Here is a 15062-nt window from a genome sequence, read left to right on the forward strand (position 1 = left end):
CAGCGTCTGATCGTTCCCACGCTCTGCGTGGGAATGCAGCCGGGGACGCTCCGCGTCCCACAGCCTCAAGATCGCAGCCTTCGTCAGCTCAGGGTTTTGCAGTGTTTGTAAGCCGGTGCTCATCCGCCGAAATCAATTGCTCCTACACTGTGCCAATCTGTGCGATCTTCTCGCGATTGGCCTTTGTCGGAGTTGTTTGATGCTGTCTCTGCTGACCGAACACCCGTTGTCTAGCGCGTTGATCCTGATCCTGCTCGATCTTGGCCTGTGGCGGCTGATCAGCTCTCGCGGCAGCGAATGGAAGCTGTTGGTGCGGGTGCTGATTTTCGCCCTGTTCAGCATTGTGCTGTTCAACGAAGGTCTCAACCCGATGGAGCCGGCGCCGTGGGCCGACAACGTGCCGCTGCATCTGGCGGCGACCGGGTTACAGATCGGCTGGTGGCTGTTTGGTGCGCGGACCCTGACGGTGTTGATCGGCGCGGTGATGATGCAGCGGGTCGGCCATACCGGCCGGCTGTTGCAGGACTTGCTCGGCGCGGTGATTTTCCTCATCGCGATCATTGCGGCGCTGGCGTACGTGCTCGATCTGCCGGTCAAAGGCGTGCTGGCGACGTCCGGCGCGTTGGCGATCATCGTCGGTCTGGCCTTGCAGAGCACCTTGAGCGACGTGTTCTCCGGCATCGTCCTCAACACCACCAAGCCCTATCAACTTGATGACTGGATCTCCATCGACGGCACCGAGGGCCGCGTCACCGACATCGACTGGCGCGCCACGCGTCTGCAAACCAGCCAGGGCAGCATGGCCGTGATTCCCAACTCGCTGGCGGCGAAAGCCAAAATCATCAACTTCAGCCGACCGAGCAATATGTTCGGCGTTTCCGTCAGCGTGCCCGTCAGCCCCCATGCCCGGCCCAGCTCAGTGATCGAGGCGTTGGAGCGGGCGATGCAAGGCTGCCGGCAATTGCTCGACACACCGGCGCCCAGCGTGTCGTTGAAGAGTTCTGCCAGCGGCGGCGCGGAGTACGAAATCAGTGGATTTGTCGCCTCGATGGGCGAGAAGCGCGTGGTGCGCAATCAGTTGTTCGACCTCGCTTACCGGCATTTGCAGGCCTCCGGCGTCAATCTGCTGTCGAGCAACGAGACCAGCGCCGCACCGCAGTTGTCGCGGCCACGGGCGCTGCTGGAAAGCTCACCGATCTTCTCGACTCTGCGTGAAGAAGAAAAAGACACCTTCAGCCAGAACATGACCCTGCAAACTTTCCGCGCCGGCGAAACGATTCTCGCGGGCGGGGAGGTCAGCGATCATTTGTTCATCATTGAATCCGGCGTGGTTTCGGTGACGCTCAAGCGCCATGGCGCACCCCTGGAATCCGGGCGCATGGGGCCGGGTGAGGTGATCGGCGAGGCCGGGATTCTTTCCGACACCGCCTTGCCGGCGGATTTTTCCGCGAAGACTTTCTGCGCCCTGTATCGCATCGAGAAGTCCTACCTGAAACCGTGCCTGGACGCGCGCCATGACATCCACGATGCGATGCAGGCATTGCTCGATTTCCGTCTGCACAAGGCGCAGTCGCTGACCGAGGAAACGCCCGTGGTCGCGCCGAAAAGAGGCTTTCTGCAATGGCTGCGCAATCGGGTCTGAACTAGCCCACCGTTATTGGATGCAACCTGCGCGGCGTTCTCAGGGTCACAATTTGCAATCCCACCGGGCAGGAGTTGCAGACGATGAAAAACCTGCGAATCGCCACCTTCAACGTCAACGGCATGCGCGCGCGGCTGCCGAATCTGCTGGAATGGCTCAAGCGCGAGCAACCGGACATCGTCTGCCTGCAAGAGCTCAAATCAGTCGACAGCGCATTTCCCGTCGCCGAACTGGAGGCCGCCGGTTACGGCGCAATCTGGCAGGGCCAGGCGTCATGGAATGGCGTGGCGATTCTGGCGCGTGATGCGCAGCCGTTGGAGAGTCGACGCGGTTTGCCCGGCGATGCCGATGACACCCACAGCCGCTATATCGAAGCGGCGGTGCACGGTGTGCTGGTCGGTTGCCTGTATCTGCCCAATGGCAACCCGCAGCCGGGGCCGAAATTCGATTACAAACTGGCCTGGTTCGAGCGTCTGATCAATTACGCCAAAGACCTGCAAAGCAGCGATCACCCGGTGGTCCTGGCCGGTGACTTCAATGTCGTGCCCACCGACATGGACATCTACAACACCCGATCCTGGCTCAAGGATGCTTTGTTGCAACCCGAAAGCCGCGAGTGCTACCAGCGGCTGCTGGATCAGGGCTGGACCGATTCCCTGCGCCACGTGTATCCCGAAGAACGCCTCTACACCTTCTGGGATTATTTCCGTAACCATTGGCAAACCAATTCCGGCCTGCGCATCGACCATTTGCTGCTCAACCCGGCATTGAGCCCGTATCTGCACGACGCCGGCGTCGACGCCTGGGTACGCAACGAACCGCACGCCAGTGACCATGCGCCGACGTGGATTCGCATCGCTTCGCGGAAAAAGCGCTGAACGGGCGATTGGCGAAATCAATTGTCGAAAGCCGTGCCTGATCCCGTATACAGGGCAACATCCACGCAGTGTTCTGCGGCCCATGCATAAGGATCGAGCAATGAGTGCGCCACGGCTGACCAGTACCAATCTGTACCTGCAACGTTTGGGTTTCGATGCGCCGCCGGCACCGACGCTGGATACGTTGCGCCAGTTGCAGTCCCGCCACACCGCTCGGTTTGTTTTCGAAAATCTGGCAACGATCAGTGCAGAGCCGGTGTTGATCGACTTGGTCTCCATCGAAGACAAGGTATTGCAGCAGGGGCGGGGCGGCTACTGCTATGAGCTCAATCATTTGTTTTATGCGCTGCTGCTTGAATTGGGCTTCGACGCGCGGGCGATCAGCGGGCGCGTGGTGATGAATCAACCGGAAGGCAGCTGGACGGCGCGCACCCATCGTTTGAGTCTGGTGACCATCGACGAAGTGCGTTACATCACCGACGTCGGCTTTGGCGGCATGGTGCCCACCGCGCCGCTGTTGCTCGACAGTGAAGATGAGCAACCCACCCCACACGAACCCTACCGTATCGACAAGCAAGCTGATGGCTACCTGCTGCGCGCCAAAGTCGCAGGCGAATGGCGGCCGATGTACCTGTTTGATCTGCAACGCCAGGAGGACATCGATTACACCGTTGGCAACTGGTACGTCTCCACCCATCCCGAGTCACCCTTTTCGCAGCGCCTGATGGTCGCGCGTACCGGCGCTGGCTGGCGCAAAACCCTGAACAACGGCAGTTTTGCCATTCATCACATGGGCGCGGACAGTGAGCGGCGCGAGGTGGCAGACGTCGACGAGCTGATGAAATTGCTGCGGCGCGAGTTCGATCTTCAGGTGCCTGATTCACCGCGTGTACGACAAGCGCTGGCTCGGGTCATCGCGCCAGCCTCCATCTAAGGCTTTACATCAGGCTCCAATACGCGACGGATTTCGCCGATGGCCGCTGACAGCTTTCGCTCGAGACTCTTGAGATCGGTGGCGGTGATGCCTTTCTTGAATTGCCCCGTCAGACCTGAATCGTCAGCGCTTTCCTGCTGGCGTGGGCCATCAAGCAGAGCATGGCGCAGGGTGTTGTTGATCACAGTCTGGTAGCCAAAGCCCTCGGTTTCCGCGGCGGTACGCGCCGCTTCGATCACCGCGTCATCAAGCATGATAGTGATGCGGGTCTTGCCCTTGCTCGGCGCTACTGCGCCGCGTTTACCTGCGGAAAAGTCATATTCGTCTTTCATCGTTCAAGCCTCCTGAAAATACGCGCGCCGTTCGCTGGGTGTGGCGAGACGTGCGGAAATGATTCGAACAACATTGGCTTCGCGATAGCTGTAAGCAACGGCAAGCACACGACCTTTGGCATCGAGGCCGAGGGTGATCCAGCGTTGTTCGTCATGGTCGTTGTCCTCAAGTGTCAGTGCGCGTTCGTCATGGAAAACCGGTTCGGCTTCGGCGAGGCTGATGCCTTTGTGCTTGAGTTTGTTGGCTGCGTTTTTGCTTTTGTCGTACTGAATCTCGAATAACTTCATTATGCATACTTTATATGTATAAAAAAGAGCGCGACTACACCGTCGGTCGCCGTGAACACTTCAGCCTAGTGGGCACTGGCGCGAGCGCAGCGGGGATGTGTTGCCGGATTTGTTAGGGCAAAAAGCGCAGGCTAGAAGGTTGGATGGCTACCTAACCATTATGTGACTGACAAGTTGTATACAACTCTATGGACATTTGTCCTAAGTATTGAATACAGTGTGCGCATAACAAAAACCAGGGAACCCCCCACCATGAAAACGCCCCATGTTTCACACCAACGGCCCGAGGACGAAAACCTCGGGGTCGGCGCGAATATGGCTTACGGCCTGCAACATGTTCTGACCATGTACGGCGGTATCGTTGCGGTGCCACTGATCATTGGCCAGGCGGCCGGTCTGTCGCCGGCGGACATTGGTCTGTTGATTGCTGCTTCATTGTTTGCGGGGGGGCTGGCGACGTTGCTGCAAACCCTGGGTCTGCCGTTTTTTGGCTGTCAGCTGCCGCTGGTCCAGGGCGTATCGTTCTCCGGCGTGGCGACCATGGTCGCGATCGTCAGCAGTGGCGGGGAGGGCGGTTTCCAGTCGGTGCTGGGCGCGGTGATTGCCGCCTCGTTGATCGGCTTGCTGATCACGCCGGTGTTCTCACGCATCACCAAGTTCTTTCCGCCGCTGGTCACCGGCATTGTGATCACCACCATCGGCCTGACGCTGATGCCGGTGGCCGCACGCTGGGCGATGGGCGGCAACAGCCACGCGCCGGACTTCGGCAGCATGCAGAACATCGGTCTGGCGGCGGTCACGCTGGTGCTGGTGTTGCTGCTGAGCAAGGTTGGCAGCGCGACCATTTCTCGGCTGTCGATTCTGCTGGCCATGGTCATCGGCACGGTGCTGGCGGTGTTCCTTGGCATGGCGGATTTCTCCAGTGTCACCACCGGCCCCATGTTCGGCTTCCCGACACCGTTCCACTTCGGCATGCCGACCTTCCATTTCGCCGCGATTCTGTCGATGTGCATTGTGGTCATGGTGACGCTCGTGGAAACCTCGGCGGACATTCTCGCCGTGGGCGAGATCATTGACACCAAGGTCGATTCCAAACGCTTGGGCAACGGCCTGCGTGCCGACATGCTGTCGAGCATGTTCGCGCCGATCTTCGGTTCGTTTACGCAAAGTGCTTTCGCGCAAAACGTCGGGCTGGTGGCGGTGACCGGTATAAAGAGCCGATTCGTGGTCGCCACCGGTGGCTTGTTCCTGGTGGTGCTCGGCCTGCTGCCGTTCATGGGGCGGGTGATTGCCGCCGTGCCGACTTCGGTACTCGGCGGCGCCGGGATCGTGCTGTTCGGTACTGTGGCTGCGAGCGGCATCCGCACGTTGTCGAAGGTGGACTACCGCAACAACGTCAACCTGATCATCGTTGCCACTTCGATCGGTTTCGGCATGATCCCGATCGCAGCGCCGAACTTCTACGACCACTTCCCGAGCTGGTTCGCGACGATTTTCCATTCGGGCATCAGTTCGTCGGCAATCATGGCGATCCTGCTCAACCTGGCGTTCAACCACTTCACGACCGGCAACTCGGATCAACAGTCGGTGTTCGCCGCCGCGGAAGAGCGCACCCTGCGTTATCGCGATCTCGCCGCGCTGCGTGAAGGCGATTACTTCAGCGACGGCAAGCTGCATGACTGCGATGGCAAGGAAGTGCCGGTGATCGAGCCGGATGACCTCGACCATGGCCACGGCGCGCCGAAGGTGCAGGTGAAAAGCAGCGAACATGTCTGACCGCTACGTCTGAAACGGAAAAGGCCGATCTGCCCAAACAGATCGGCCTTTTGGTATTTTTAATGCGCCCACAAAAAAGCCCCTGAACCTTGCGATTCAGGGGCTTTGCTATTTGGCTCCACAACCTGGACTCGAACCAGGGACCCAGTGATTAACAGTCACTTGCTCTACCAACTGAGCTATTGCGGAATTGGTTCGTATGTTACTGATTCAAAAAGAGAAGTCAAGCATCGCTAGGCAACTTTTGCGATTCGTCGGGACGGACGGCATTTTGTCAGCGATTGGCGGTTACCAGAAAGGCCGCAGAGGTCTACCATGGCAGCCCGGAAGTGGTCACACGCGCTACCGGCCATTCGCCGCAAAGGTACGCGCCATGACTCAAATCACCCGCAACACCGAGGTGCTCGCATGAGCACTGCACAGATCAGCCTGCCCAAAGGGATCGGCCCGCACGCCGAAAAACTTTTCGATGCAATCACCGGCGCCAGTACCGCCGAAGAACTGAACCGCGCCGGCGGCAAGGCCGAAGGTTTCGTTCTCGGTCTCGAAAGCAGCAAGGCCATCAAAAGCCAGGTCGCCGAATCGCTGTATGTGATTTACGACGATGCTGCCACTCAACGCTCGGCTGAACTGGCTTAACTGCCGAAGGTAATCGTGCCGAGCATCAGCTTGGCATAGGCCGCTGTCGCCGCCAGTTGCACCAGCCACAGGGCCAGGCCACCGAGGAATACCCCGGTGGCGACTTGCAGCACCAGGCTCTTTTCACGCTTGGCCGGAGCGCGCGGGATGAAATCATCCAGGTCGTCACGGTCGGCGCGCAGGTTGTCGTTTTTCATGTGGGTTCTCGCAAGGTTCCGGGTTCGGCTCATGTCCTGTGGGAGCGAGCCTGCTCGCGAAAGCGTCTTGTCAGCTGACATAGCATCGACTGGCCGACCGCATTCGCGAGCAGGCTCGCTCCCACAGGTTGGATTTGTGTGCAGTCCAGTCTAGAGGTTGCAAGGCGTTTTCTGAGACAAATAAAAACGGGAAGCCGTTCAAGGCTTCCCGTTTTTTCATCACTCGCCGAAATCAGATGACCTGAACGATCGCGTCCGTCACAGCCTTGATGTTGCTCTGGTTCAAGGCAGCCACGCAGATGCGGCCGGTGTCCAGGGCGTAGATGCCGAACTCGTTGCGCAGGCGATGCACTTGTTCAGTGGTCAGGCCGGAGTAGGAGAACATGCCGCGCTGACGACCGACGAAGCTGAAATCGCGGCCCGGCGCTTTTTCCGCCAGCAGGGCAACCATCTGCTCGCGCATGCCGCGAATACGCAGACGCATCTCGGCCAGCTCGGCTTCCCACTGCGCGCGCAGTTCCGGGCTGTTCAGCACCGCAGCAACGATGCTGGCGCCGTGAGTCGGCGGGTTGGAGTAGTTGGTGCGGATCACGCGCTTGACCTGCGACAGCACGCGCGCGCTTTCTTCTTTCGATTCGCTGATGATCGACAGTGCGCCAACGCGTTCGCCGTACAGCGAGAACGACTTGGAGAACGAGCTCGAGACGAAAAAGGTCAGGCCGGATTCGGCGAACAGGCGCACAGCGGCGGCGTCTTCATCGATGCCGTCGCCGAAACCCTGGTAAGCCATGTCGAGGAACGGCACGTGACCTTTGGCCTTGACCACTTCGAGCACCTTGTTCCAGTCCGCCGGGGTCAGGTCGACGCCGGTCGGGTTGTGGCAGCAAGCATGCAGGACAACGATCGAGCCGTTCGGCAGGGCGTTGAGGTCGTCGAGCATGCCGGCACGGTTCACGTCATGGGTGGCAGCGTCGTAGTAACGGTAGTTCTGCACCGGGAAACCGGCGGTTTCGAACAGCGCGCGGTGGTTTTCCCAGCTCGGGTCGCTGATCGCCACGACGGCGTTCGGCAGCAGTTGCTTGAGGAAGTCGGCACCGATTTTCAGTGCGCCGGTCCCGCCGACGGCCTGAGTGGTGATGACGCGACCGGCGCTGATCAGCGGCGAGTCGTTGCCGAACAGCAGTTTCTGCACGGCCTGGTCGTAGGCAGCGATGCCATCGATCGGCAGGTAACCGCGCGAAGCGTGTTGCGCGACGCGAATCGTCTCGGCTTCGATCACCGCGCGCAGCAGTGGAATTCGCCCCTCTTCGTTGCAGTACACGCCCACGCCCAGGTTGACCTTGGTGGTCCGGGTATCGGCGTTGAATGCTTCGTTGAGGCCCAGGATTGGATCGCGGGGTGCCATTTCGACAGCGGAGAACAGGCTCATTATTACGGCGGCTCTGAATGGAGAGTGGAGGGACGTGTCGCGCTCCAGCCGAATGCACTAGAGCGGTGCACAAACGGGGAGCTAGTATAGAGGCCATCACCGCGCAATGGCGACAGGCGAATCGGCTTTTAGGGTAAGTTTTTCCGATTATTTCTTGACCGTTAGTCGATTGACTTTGTCAGACTCTTTACCGGATGTAGGACGTTTGCCTTGAAAGGTCAGGCAATCGCCACCACATTCAGCACAATCCAGGTTTTTTCTTGCGCGACATCGGTCGTTTGCGGTCGTCCTCGTGGTGCTCCGCCTGACGCGGAACGCCGCGATTCCAGAGGTGTGTATGTCGGAATTCCAGCTAGTCACCCGCTTCGAGCCTGCCGGCGATCAGCCGGAAGCCATTCGCCAGTTGGTTGAGGGCATTGACGCCGGGCTGGCGCACCAGACACTGCTCGGTGTGACCGGTTCGGGCAAGACCTTCAGCATTGCCAACGTCATCTCCCAGGTCCAGCGGCCGACGCTCGTACTGGCGCCGAACAAGACCCTGGCCGCGCAGTTGTACGGGGAGTTCAAGGCGTTCTTCCCCAACAACGCCGTTGAATACTTCGTTTCCTACTACGACTACTACCAGCCCGAAGCGTATGTGCCGTCGTCCGACACCTTCATCGAGAAGGACGCGTCGATCAACGACCACATCGAGCAGATGCGACTGTCCGCGACGAAAGCGTTGCTGGAGCGCAAGGACGCGATCATCGTCACCACGGTGTCGTGCATCTATGGTCTGGGCAGCCCGGAAACCTATCTGAAAATGGTCTTGCACGTGGATCGCGGCGACAAGCTCGATCAGCGCGCGCTTCTGCGGCGCCTGGCTGACCTGCAATACACCCGCAACGACATGGATTTTGCCCGGGCGACGTTCCGCGTGCGCGGTGATGTGATCGATATCTTCCCGGCGGAATCCGATCTGGAAGCGATCCGCATCGAGCTTTTCGACGACGAGGTCGAGAGCATTTCCGCCTTCGACCCGCTGACCGGCGAAGTCATCCGCAAGATGCCGCGCTTCACTTTCTATCCGAAGAGCCACTACGTGACGCCTCGGGAAACCCTGCTCGACGCCATCGAAGGCATCAAGGTCGAATTGCAGGAGCGCCTCGAATACCTGCGCAGTAACAACAAACTGGTGGAGGCCCAGCGCCTGGAGCAGCGCACCCGTTTCGACCTCGAGATGATTCTCGAACTGGGTTACTGCAACGGCATCGAAAACTACTCGCGCTACCTTTCCGGGCGTCCATCCGGCGCGGCGCCACCCACGCTTTACGACTATCTGCCTGCCGACGCCTTGCTGGTGATCGACGAATCCCACGTCAGCGTGCCGCAGGTCGGCGCGATGTATAAGGGCGACCGTTCGCGCAAGGAAACCCTCGTTGAGTACGGCTTCCGCTTGCCTTCGGCGTTGGACAACCGGCCCATGCGTTTTGACGAGTGGGAAGGGGTCAGCCCGCAGACCATTTTCGTTTCGGCAACGCCCGGCAATTACGAAGCCGAGCACGCCGGGCGGGTGGTTGAGCAGGTGGTGCGGCCGACCGGCCTGGTCGACCCGCAGGTTGAAGTGCGGCCGGCACTGACTCAGGTCGATGACTTGCTCTCGGAAATCACCAAGCGCGTGGCGATCGAAGAACGTGTGCTGGTCACCACGCTGACCAAGCGCATGGCCGAAGACCTGACCGATTACCTCGCCGACCACGGCGTGCGCGTGCGTTATCTGCACTCGGACATCGATACCGTCGAGCGCGTCGAGATCATCCGCGATTTGCGCCTCGGCGTGTTCGATGTGCTGGTCGGGATCAACCTGCTGCGTGAAGGCCTCGACATGCCGGAAGTGTCGCTGGTGGCGATTCTCGATGCCGACAAGGAAGGCTTCCTGCGTTCCGAGCGCTCGCTGATCCAGACCATCGGCCGCGCGGCGCGTAACCTCAATGGCCGGGCGATTCTCTACGCCGATCGCATGACCGGTTCGATGGAGCGGGCGATTGGCGAGACCGAGCGCCGTCGCGAGAAGCAGATCGCCTTCAACCTTGAGAACGGCATCACCCCGAAAGGTGTGATCAAGGACGTCGCCGACATCATGGAAGGCGCCACCGTGCCCGGTTCGCGCAGCAAGAAGCGCAAAGGCATGGCCAAGGCCGCCGAAGAGAACGCCAAGTACGAAGCCGAACTGCGCTCGCCAAGCGAAATCACCAAACGCATCCGCGCGCTGGAAGAGAAGATGTACCAATTGGCGCGGGATCTGGAGTTTGAAGCGGCGGCGCAGATGCGCGACGAGATTGCCAAACTGCGCGAACGATTGCTTACGGTATAAGGGATCGTTCCCACGCTCTGCGTGGGAATGCCGCCCGGGACGCTCTGCGTCCCATCGCTCGCGTGACGCAGAGCGTCACAGGATGCTTTCCCACGCAGAGCGTGGGAACGATCATTGTGTATCCCTGTGGGAGCGAGCCTGCTCGCGAATGGCCTTCACACCATCCGAAGGGCTTAGGGCATCTGGCTTAAATACCCTGCCCGCTGGAGCGGGGCGGGTGTCGCCTGTTACCATTCGCCGCTTGATTGTTCTGCTCTTCATTTTTCGAGACAAGCCATGACCACCGTCCGCACTCGCATCGCGCCATCGCCTACCGGGGACCCCCACGTAGGTACCGCTTACATCGCATTGTTCAACTACTGCTTTGCCAAGCAGCACGGCGGTGAGTTCATCCTGCGCATCGAAGACACCGATCAGTTGCGTTCGACCCGCGAGTCCGAACAGCAGATCTTCGACGCCCTGCGCTGGCTCGGCATCGACTGGAGCGAAGGCCCGGACGTCGGCGGCCCGCACGGCCCGTATCGGCAGAGCGAGCGCGGCGACATCTATCAGAAGTACTGCCAGCAACTGGTCGACATGGGCCATGCGTTCCCGTGCTTCTGCACTGCTGAAGAACTCGATCAGATGCGCGCCGAGCAAATGGCTCGCGGCGAAACTCCACGTTACGACGGCCGCGCACTGCTGCTGTCGAAGGAAGAAGTCGCGGCGCGCTTGGCCGCTGGCGAACCGCACGTGATCCGCATGAAGGTGCCGAGCGAAGGCGTCTGCGTGGTGCCGGACATGTTGCGTGGCGACGTCGAGATCCCGTGGGATCGCATGGACATGCAAGTGCTGATGAAGACCGACGGCCTGCCGACGTACTTCCTCGCCAACGTGGTCGACGATCACCTGATGGGCATCACCCACGTGCTGCGTGGCGAAGAATGGCTGCCATCGGCACCGAAACTGATTTTGCTGTACGAATACTTCGGCTGGGAACAGCCGGAACTGTGCTACATGCCGCTGCTGCGCAACCCGGACAAGAGCAAGCTGTCCAAGCGCAAGAACCCGACCTCGGTGACCTTCTACGAGCGCATGGGCTTCATGCCGGAAGCGATGCTCAACTACCTCGGCCGCATGGGCTGGTCGATGCCGGACGAGCGCGAGAAGTTCTCGCTGCAGGAAATGGTCGACAACTTCGACCTCAAGCGCGTTTCCCTCGGCGGGCCGATCTTCGATATCGAGAAGCTGTCGTGGCTCAACGGCCAGTGGCTGCGCGATCTGCCGGTGGAAGAGTTTGCCGCCCGCGTGCAGAAGTGGGCGTTCAATTCCGACTATATGATGAAAATCGCGCCGCACGTTCAGGGCCGTGTTGAAACGTTCAGCCAGGTCGCACCGCTGGCGGGGTTCTTCTTTGCCGGCGGCGTGAATCCGGATGCCAAGCTGTTTGAGTCGAAAAAGCTCTCCGGCGATCAGGTTCGCCAGTTGATGCAATTGATCCTGTGGAAACTGGAAAGCCTGCGGCAGTGGGAGAAGCACAGCATCACCGCGACGATTCAGGCGGTGGTCGAATCCCTCGAGTTGAAATTGCGCGACGCGATGCCGCTGATGTTTGCTGCGATCACCGGGCAGGCGAGTTCGGTGTCGGTGCTCGATGCGATGGAAATCCTCGGCCCGGATCTCACCCGTTTCCGCTTGCGCCAGGCGATTGACCTGCTGGGCGGCGTGTCGAAGAAAGAAAACAAGGAGTGGGAAAAGCTCTTGGGCGCCATCGCCTGATTGCTTTTGCTTCTCTGCAGGACTGCCGAAGGCTGCGATCTTTTGATCCTGCCTTCGGCGTTTCTCCCGAATTTACGGGGGAGGGCGGTAAGTGATTGTTATCCCGGCAAAAAATTTTGAAATTTTTCAAAAATAAGTTTGACAGGCTTTCGATACGCCCTTAAGATTCGCCCCGTCCTCAGCGATGAGGGGCTATAGCTCAGCTGGGAGAGCGCTTGCATGGCATGCAAGAGGTCGACGGTTCGATCCCGTCTAGCTCCACCAATTTACACTTCGAGGTCTGGCCACACCGGCCTTGAAGCGATCAGCACTCAGCGTTGATCAGTTGTATAGAAGGGTTTGCGTCCCCTTCGTCTAGTGGCCTAGGACACCGCCCTTTCACGGCGGTAACAGGGGTTCGAGTCCCCTAGGGGACGCCAGTTTTACAGAAGTGATGTTGCAAGAGATCACTCCGCCGCGAGGCGAAAAATCCGGGGCTATAGCTCAGCTGGGAGAGCGCCTGCATGGCATGCAGGAGGTCAGCGGTTCGATCCCGCTTAGCTCCACCAATTTTACAGTTCAAGGTCTGGCCACACCGGCCTTGAATCGATCAGCTCTCAGCACTGATCAGTTGTATAGAAGGGTTTGTGTCCCCTTCGTCTAGTGGCCTAGGACACCGCCCTTTCACGGCGGTAACAGGGGTTCGAGTCCCCTAGGGGACGCCACGATTACCCGCTCTGCGGGATTTATAAGGGTCATTCAATTATTGAATGGCCCTTTTGTTTGTCCGGCGTTTGGCCAACTCTCCTTTTTCCTTACACTGTGCTTCAGACCAGCGGTCATATTCATGACTTGCGGAATATTATTATGCGAATAATATTCTAGTCGTAATATTCGGAGGCAACGATGAACGATAAAAAAGCTCAAACCCGCGAACGCATCCTCAAGGCTGCCAGCGCCGCACTGATTCAGCGCGGCCCGGCTGACCCGAGCGTGGGCGAAGTGATGGGCGCAGCCGGCCTGACCGTCGGCGGCTTCTACGCACACTTCGAAAGCAAGGACGCGATGATGCTCGAAGCGTTCAAGCAACTGCTGGGCCGCCGTCGCGACCTGATTGCCGACATGGACGCCGATCTGACCGGCGAAGAGCGTCGCGCTTTGGTGGCTGCGTTCTACCTGTCACGCAAACACCGTGATTCCAGCGAAGCCGCATGCCCGATTCCGGCCTCGATTGGCGAGCTGGGGCGTTTGCCGGAGTCGTTCCGCATAGCGCTGAACGAGCATTTGGAATTGATGGTCGCGCAGCTGGCGGCCAGCCCTGAAGACACCGACAAGGCTTTGGCCGATGTCGCGTTGATGGTTGGTGGTCTGGCCTTGGCCAGAGCGCTGGGTCCGGGAGAGTTATCCGATCGATTGCTGCGCGCCGCCAAGTCGGCGGTGCGTTGACCTGAAGGCAACAAGCCTGAGGAGAGTGCGATGAACGCGTTGAAGTGGGTTCGTGGCGTTAACGGTACCTTGGGCTGGTTTGCACCGAAACTGGTGGCAAGCAAAATGCGTCTGGCGTTCATGACGCCCCGCGCGCTACCGCTGCGCGATTGGGAGCTGCCGCTATTGGCCAGCTCCGAACGCATCACGTTGCGCTTCGGCCTGTCGGCGCTGCGCTGGGGTCAAGGCCCTACGGTGTTGCTGATGCATGGTTGGGAAGGGCGGCCAACGCAATTCGCCTCGCTGATCAATGCTCTGGTCGATGCCGGTTATACCGTCGTCGCGCTCGATGGCCCGGCCCACGGTCGCTCCCCTGGGCGAGAAGCCAATGTAGTGCTGTTCGCCCGCGCCATGCTCGAAGCCGCTGCCGAATTGCCGCCGCTGCAAGCGGTTATCGGGCATTCCATGGGCGGCGCCAGCGCGATGCTCGCCGTGCAATTGGGTCTGCGCACCGAAACTCTGGTCAGCATCGCCGCACCGTCGCGGATTCTCGGCGTGCTGCGCGGTTTCGCGCGAATGGTGGGCATGCCGCCGCGCGCGCGTTCGGCGTTCATTCGTCAGGTCGAGCAGGACGTCGGCATGCGCGCCGCAACGCTGGACGTGGCCCACTATCAACTTGATATGCCCGGCCTGATCGTGCACGCCGAGGACGACAACTTCGTCTCGGTAAAAGAATCGCAATTGATTCACGAAGCCTGGTTCGACAGCCGCCTGCTGCGCCTGGAAAGCGGCGGCCATCAACGCGTGCTGGCCGACCCTCGAGTGATTGATGGTGTGTTATCACTGCTTGCCGGTCGCAGCCTTCAGGCGCGCCAATCAGCCTGAGCTCCGTTACACTGCCCCGGTTGAATACTTTGACCGGGAGTGGGGCATGGGCTGGGATCGGGCAACGCCGTTTACCATTGATCTGCAAGTAGGCGCCGAAGACATCGACGGGCTCGGGCACGCCAACAACGCCGTTTACGTGACCTGGCTCGAGCGCTGCGCCTGGCGCCATTCGCAGCGCCTCGGCCTGGATCTGGTCGAATACCGGCGGCTGGATCGGGCGATGGCAGTTGTCCGTCACGAAATCGATTACCTGGCCGCGGCCTACGAAGGCGATGAACTGCAACTGGCGACCTGGATCGTCGACTGGGATCAGCGCCTGAAAATGACCCGGCATTTCCAGCTCAAACGCCCCAGCGACAACGCCACGCTGTTGCGCGCACAGACCACGTTTGTCTGCATCGAACTGTCGACCGGCAAGCCCAAGCGTATGCCGGCTGAATTTATCGACGGCTATGGCCCGGCGATCCAGATTGCAGAGGCAATATAAATCTCACCCTGTGGGAGCGAGCCTGCTCGCGAAAGCGTCAGGTCAGTCACGCATGCA

At 59.9% G+C, this 15062-nt stretch carries 14 protein-coding genes and 5 tRNA genes; 14 read left to right on the plus strand and 5 right to left on the minus strand.

Going from position 1 to position 15062, the window contains the following annotated elements; translation table 11 throughout:
* Window positions 1–199 precede the first annotated feature (199 nt).
* The 3 genes from BXA01_RS25390 (at window position 200) to BXA01_RS25400 (ending at window position 3454) form a co-directional block, all read left to right on the plus strand.
* Window positions 200–1642, plus strand: a complete 1443-nt coding sequence (locus BXA01_RS25390; RefSeq protein WP_076567070.1) for a mechanosensitive ion channel family protein — start codon at window positions 200–202, stop codon at window positions 1640–1642.
* A gap of 83 nt (window positions 1643–1725) precedes the next feature.
* Window positions 1726–2520, plus strand: a complete 795-nt coding sequence (gene xth, locus BXA01_RS25395) for an exodeoxyribonuclease III (protein ID WP_076567072.1) — start codon at window positions 1726–1728, stop codon at window positions 2518–2520.
* Window positions 2521–2620: 100 nt separating this feature from the next.
* Complete coding sequence (locus BXA01_RS25400; protein WP_076567074.1) at window positions 2621–3454, plus strand: arylamine N-acetyltransferase family protein; 834 nt, start codon at window positions 2621–2623, stop codon at window positions 3452–3454.
* Here the strand turns inward: BXA01_RS25400 and BXA01_RS25405 are convergent.
* Window positions 3451–3786: a BrnA antitoxin family protein gene (locus BXA01_RS25405; RefSeq protein ID WP_076567077.1), complete on the minus strand. Its 336-nt coding sequence runs from the start codon at window positions 3784–3786 to the stop codon at window positions 3451–3453. The two genes, BXA01_RS25400 and BXA01_RS25405, sit on opposite strands and share 4 nt — an antisense overlap.
* Window positions 3787–3789: 3 nt before the next feature.
* Window positions 3790–4074, minus strand: coding sequence for a BrnT family toxin (locus BXA01_RS25410; RefSeq protein ID WP_076567079.1), 285 nt, complete (start codon window positions 4072–4074; stop codon window positions 3790–3792).
* Between the two features lie 252 nt (window positions 4075–4326).
* On the opposite strand from BXA01_RS25410, the gene BXA01_RS25415 reads away from it, so the two are divergent.
* Entirely contained in the window at window positions 4327–5850 is a 1524-nt protein-coding gene (locus BXA01_RS25415; protein WP_076567082.1) for a nucleobase:cation symporter-2 family protein, read from the plus strand.
* A gap of 113 nt (window positions 5851–5963) precedes the next feature.
* Here BXA01_RS25415 and BXA01_RS25420 read toward each other — a convergent pair.
* Window positions 5964–6039: transfer RNA gene (locus BXA01_RS25420), tRNA-Asn, on the minus strand.
* A 219-nt stretch (window positions 6040–6258) separates the two neighbouring features.
* On the opposite strand from BXA01_RS25420, the gene BXA01_RS25425 reads away from it, so the two are divergent.
* On the plus strand, window positions 6259–6489 hold the full coding sequence (locus BXA01_RS25425) for a hypothetical protein (protein WP_024012377.1): 231 nt from the start codon (window positions 6259–6261) through the stop codon (window positions 6487–6489).
* Here the strand turns inward: BXA01_RS25425 and BXA01_RS25430 are convergent.
* Together BXA01_RS25430 and BXA01_RS25435 are read right to left on the minus strand one after the other, a co-directional pair.
* A complete protein-coding gene (locus BXA01_RS25430) occupies window positions 6486–6686 on the minus strand; it encodes a hypothetical protein (protein ID WP_016773917.1) in 201 nt (66 codons plus the stop codon). The genes BXA01_RS25425 and BXA01_RS25430 overlap by 4 nt on opposite strands.
* 232 nt (window positions 6687–6918) lie before the next feature.
* Window positions 6919–8115 carry an amino acid aminotransferase gene (locus BXA01_RS25435; RefSeq protein WP_016773918.1) on the minus strand — a complete coding sequence of 399 codons (1197 nt, stop codon included), beginning with the start codon at window positions 8113–8115 and terminating at the stop codon, window positions 6919–6921.
* A gap of 337 nt (window positions 8116–8452) precedes the next feature.
* Between BXA01_RS25435 and uvrB the strand changes: the two genes are divergently transcribed.
* From uvrB to BXA01_RS25480, 9 genes are all read left to right on the plus strand, one after another.
* A complete protein-coding gene (gene uvrB / locus BXA01_RS25440; RefSeq protein WP_016773919.1) occupies window positions 8453–10468 on the plus strand; it encodes an excinuclease ABC subunit UvrB in 2016 nt (671 codons plus the stop codon).
* A 276-nt stretch (window positions 10469–10744) separates the two neighbouring features.
* Window positions 10745–12226, plus strand: coding sequence for a glutamate--tRNA ligase (gltX, locus tag BXA01_RS25445; protein ID WP_076567085.1), 1482 nt, complete (start codon window positions 10745–10747; stop codon window positions 12224–12226).
* Window positions 12227–12414: 188 nt separating this feature from the next.
* Window positions 12415–12490 (plus strand) — tRNA-Ala (locus BXA01_RS25450).
* Window positions 12491–12569: 79 nt separating this feature from the next.
* Window positions 12570–12645, plus strand: a tRNA-Glu gene (locus BXA01_RS25455).
* 53 nt (window positions 12646–12698) lie between these two features.
* A tRNA-Ala gene (locus tag BXA01_RS25460) sits at window positions 12699–12774 on the plus strand.
* 80 nt (window positions 12775–12854) lie between these two features.
* Window positions 12855–12930: transfer RNA gene (locus BXA01_RS25465), tRNA-Glu, on the plus strand.
* Window positions 12931–13111: 181 nt separating this feature from the next.
* Entirely contained in the window at window positions 13112–13651 is a 540-nt protein-coding gene (locus BXA01_RS25470; protein ID WP_016773921.1) for a TetR/AcrR family transcriptional regulator, read from the plus strand.
* Window positions 13652–13681: 30 nt separating this feature from the next.
* Window positions 13682–14515 (plus strand): alpha/beta fold hydrolase, encoded by an 834-nt coding sequence (locus BXA01_RS25475; protein ID WP_016773922.1) that lies wholly within the window; start codon window positions 13682–13684, stop codon window positions 14513–14515.
* Window positions 14516–14561: 46 nt separating this feature from the next.
* Window positions 14562–15005 carry an acyl-CoA thioesterase gene (locus tag BXA01_RS25480; protein WP_076567088.1) on the plus strand — a complete coding sequence of 148 codons (444 nt, stop codon included), beginning with the start codon at window positions 14562–14564 and terminating at the stop codon, window positions 15003–15005.
* Window positions 15006–15062: the final 57 nt, after the last annotated feature.

The sequence above is a fragment of the Pseudomonas sp. B10 genome, assembly GCF_900156235.1.
GTDB classification, from domain to species: domain Bacteria; phylum Pseudomonadota; class Gammaproteobacteria; order Pseudomonadales; family Pseudomonadaceae; genus Aquipseudomonas; species Aquipseudomonas siliginis.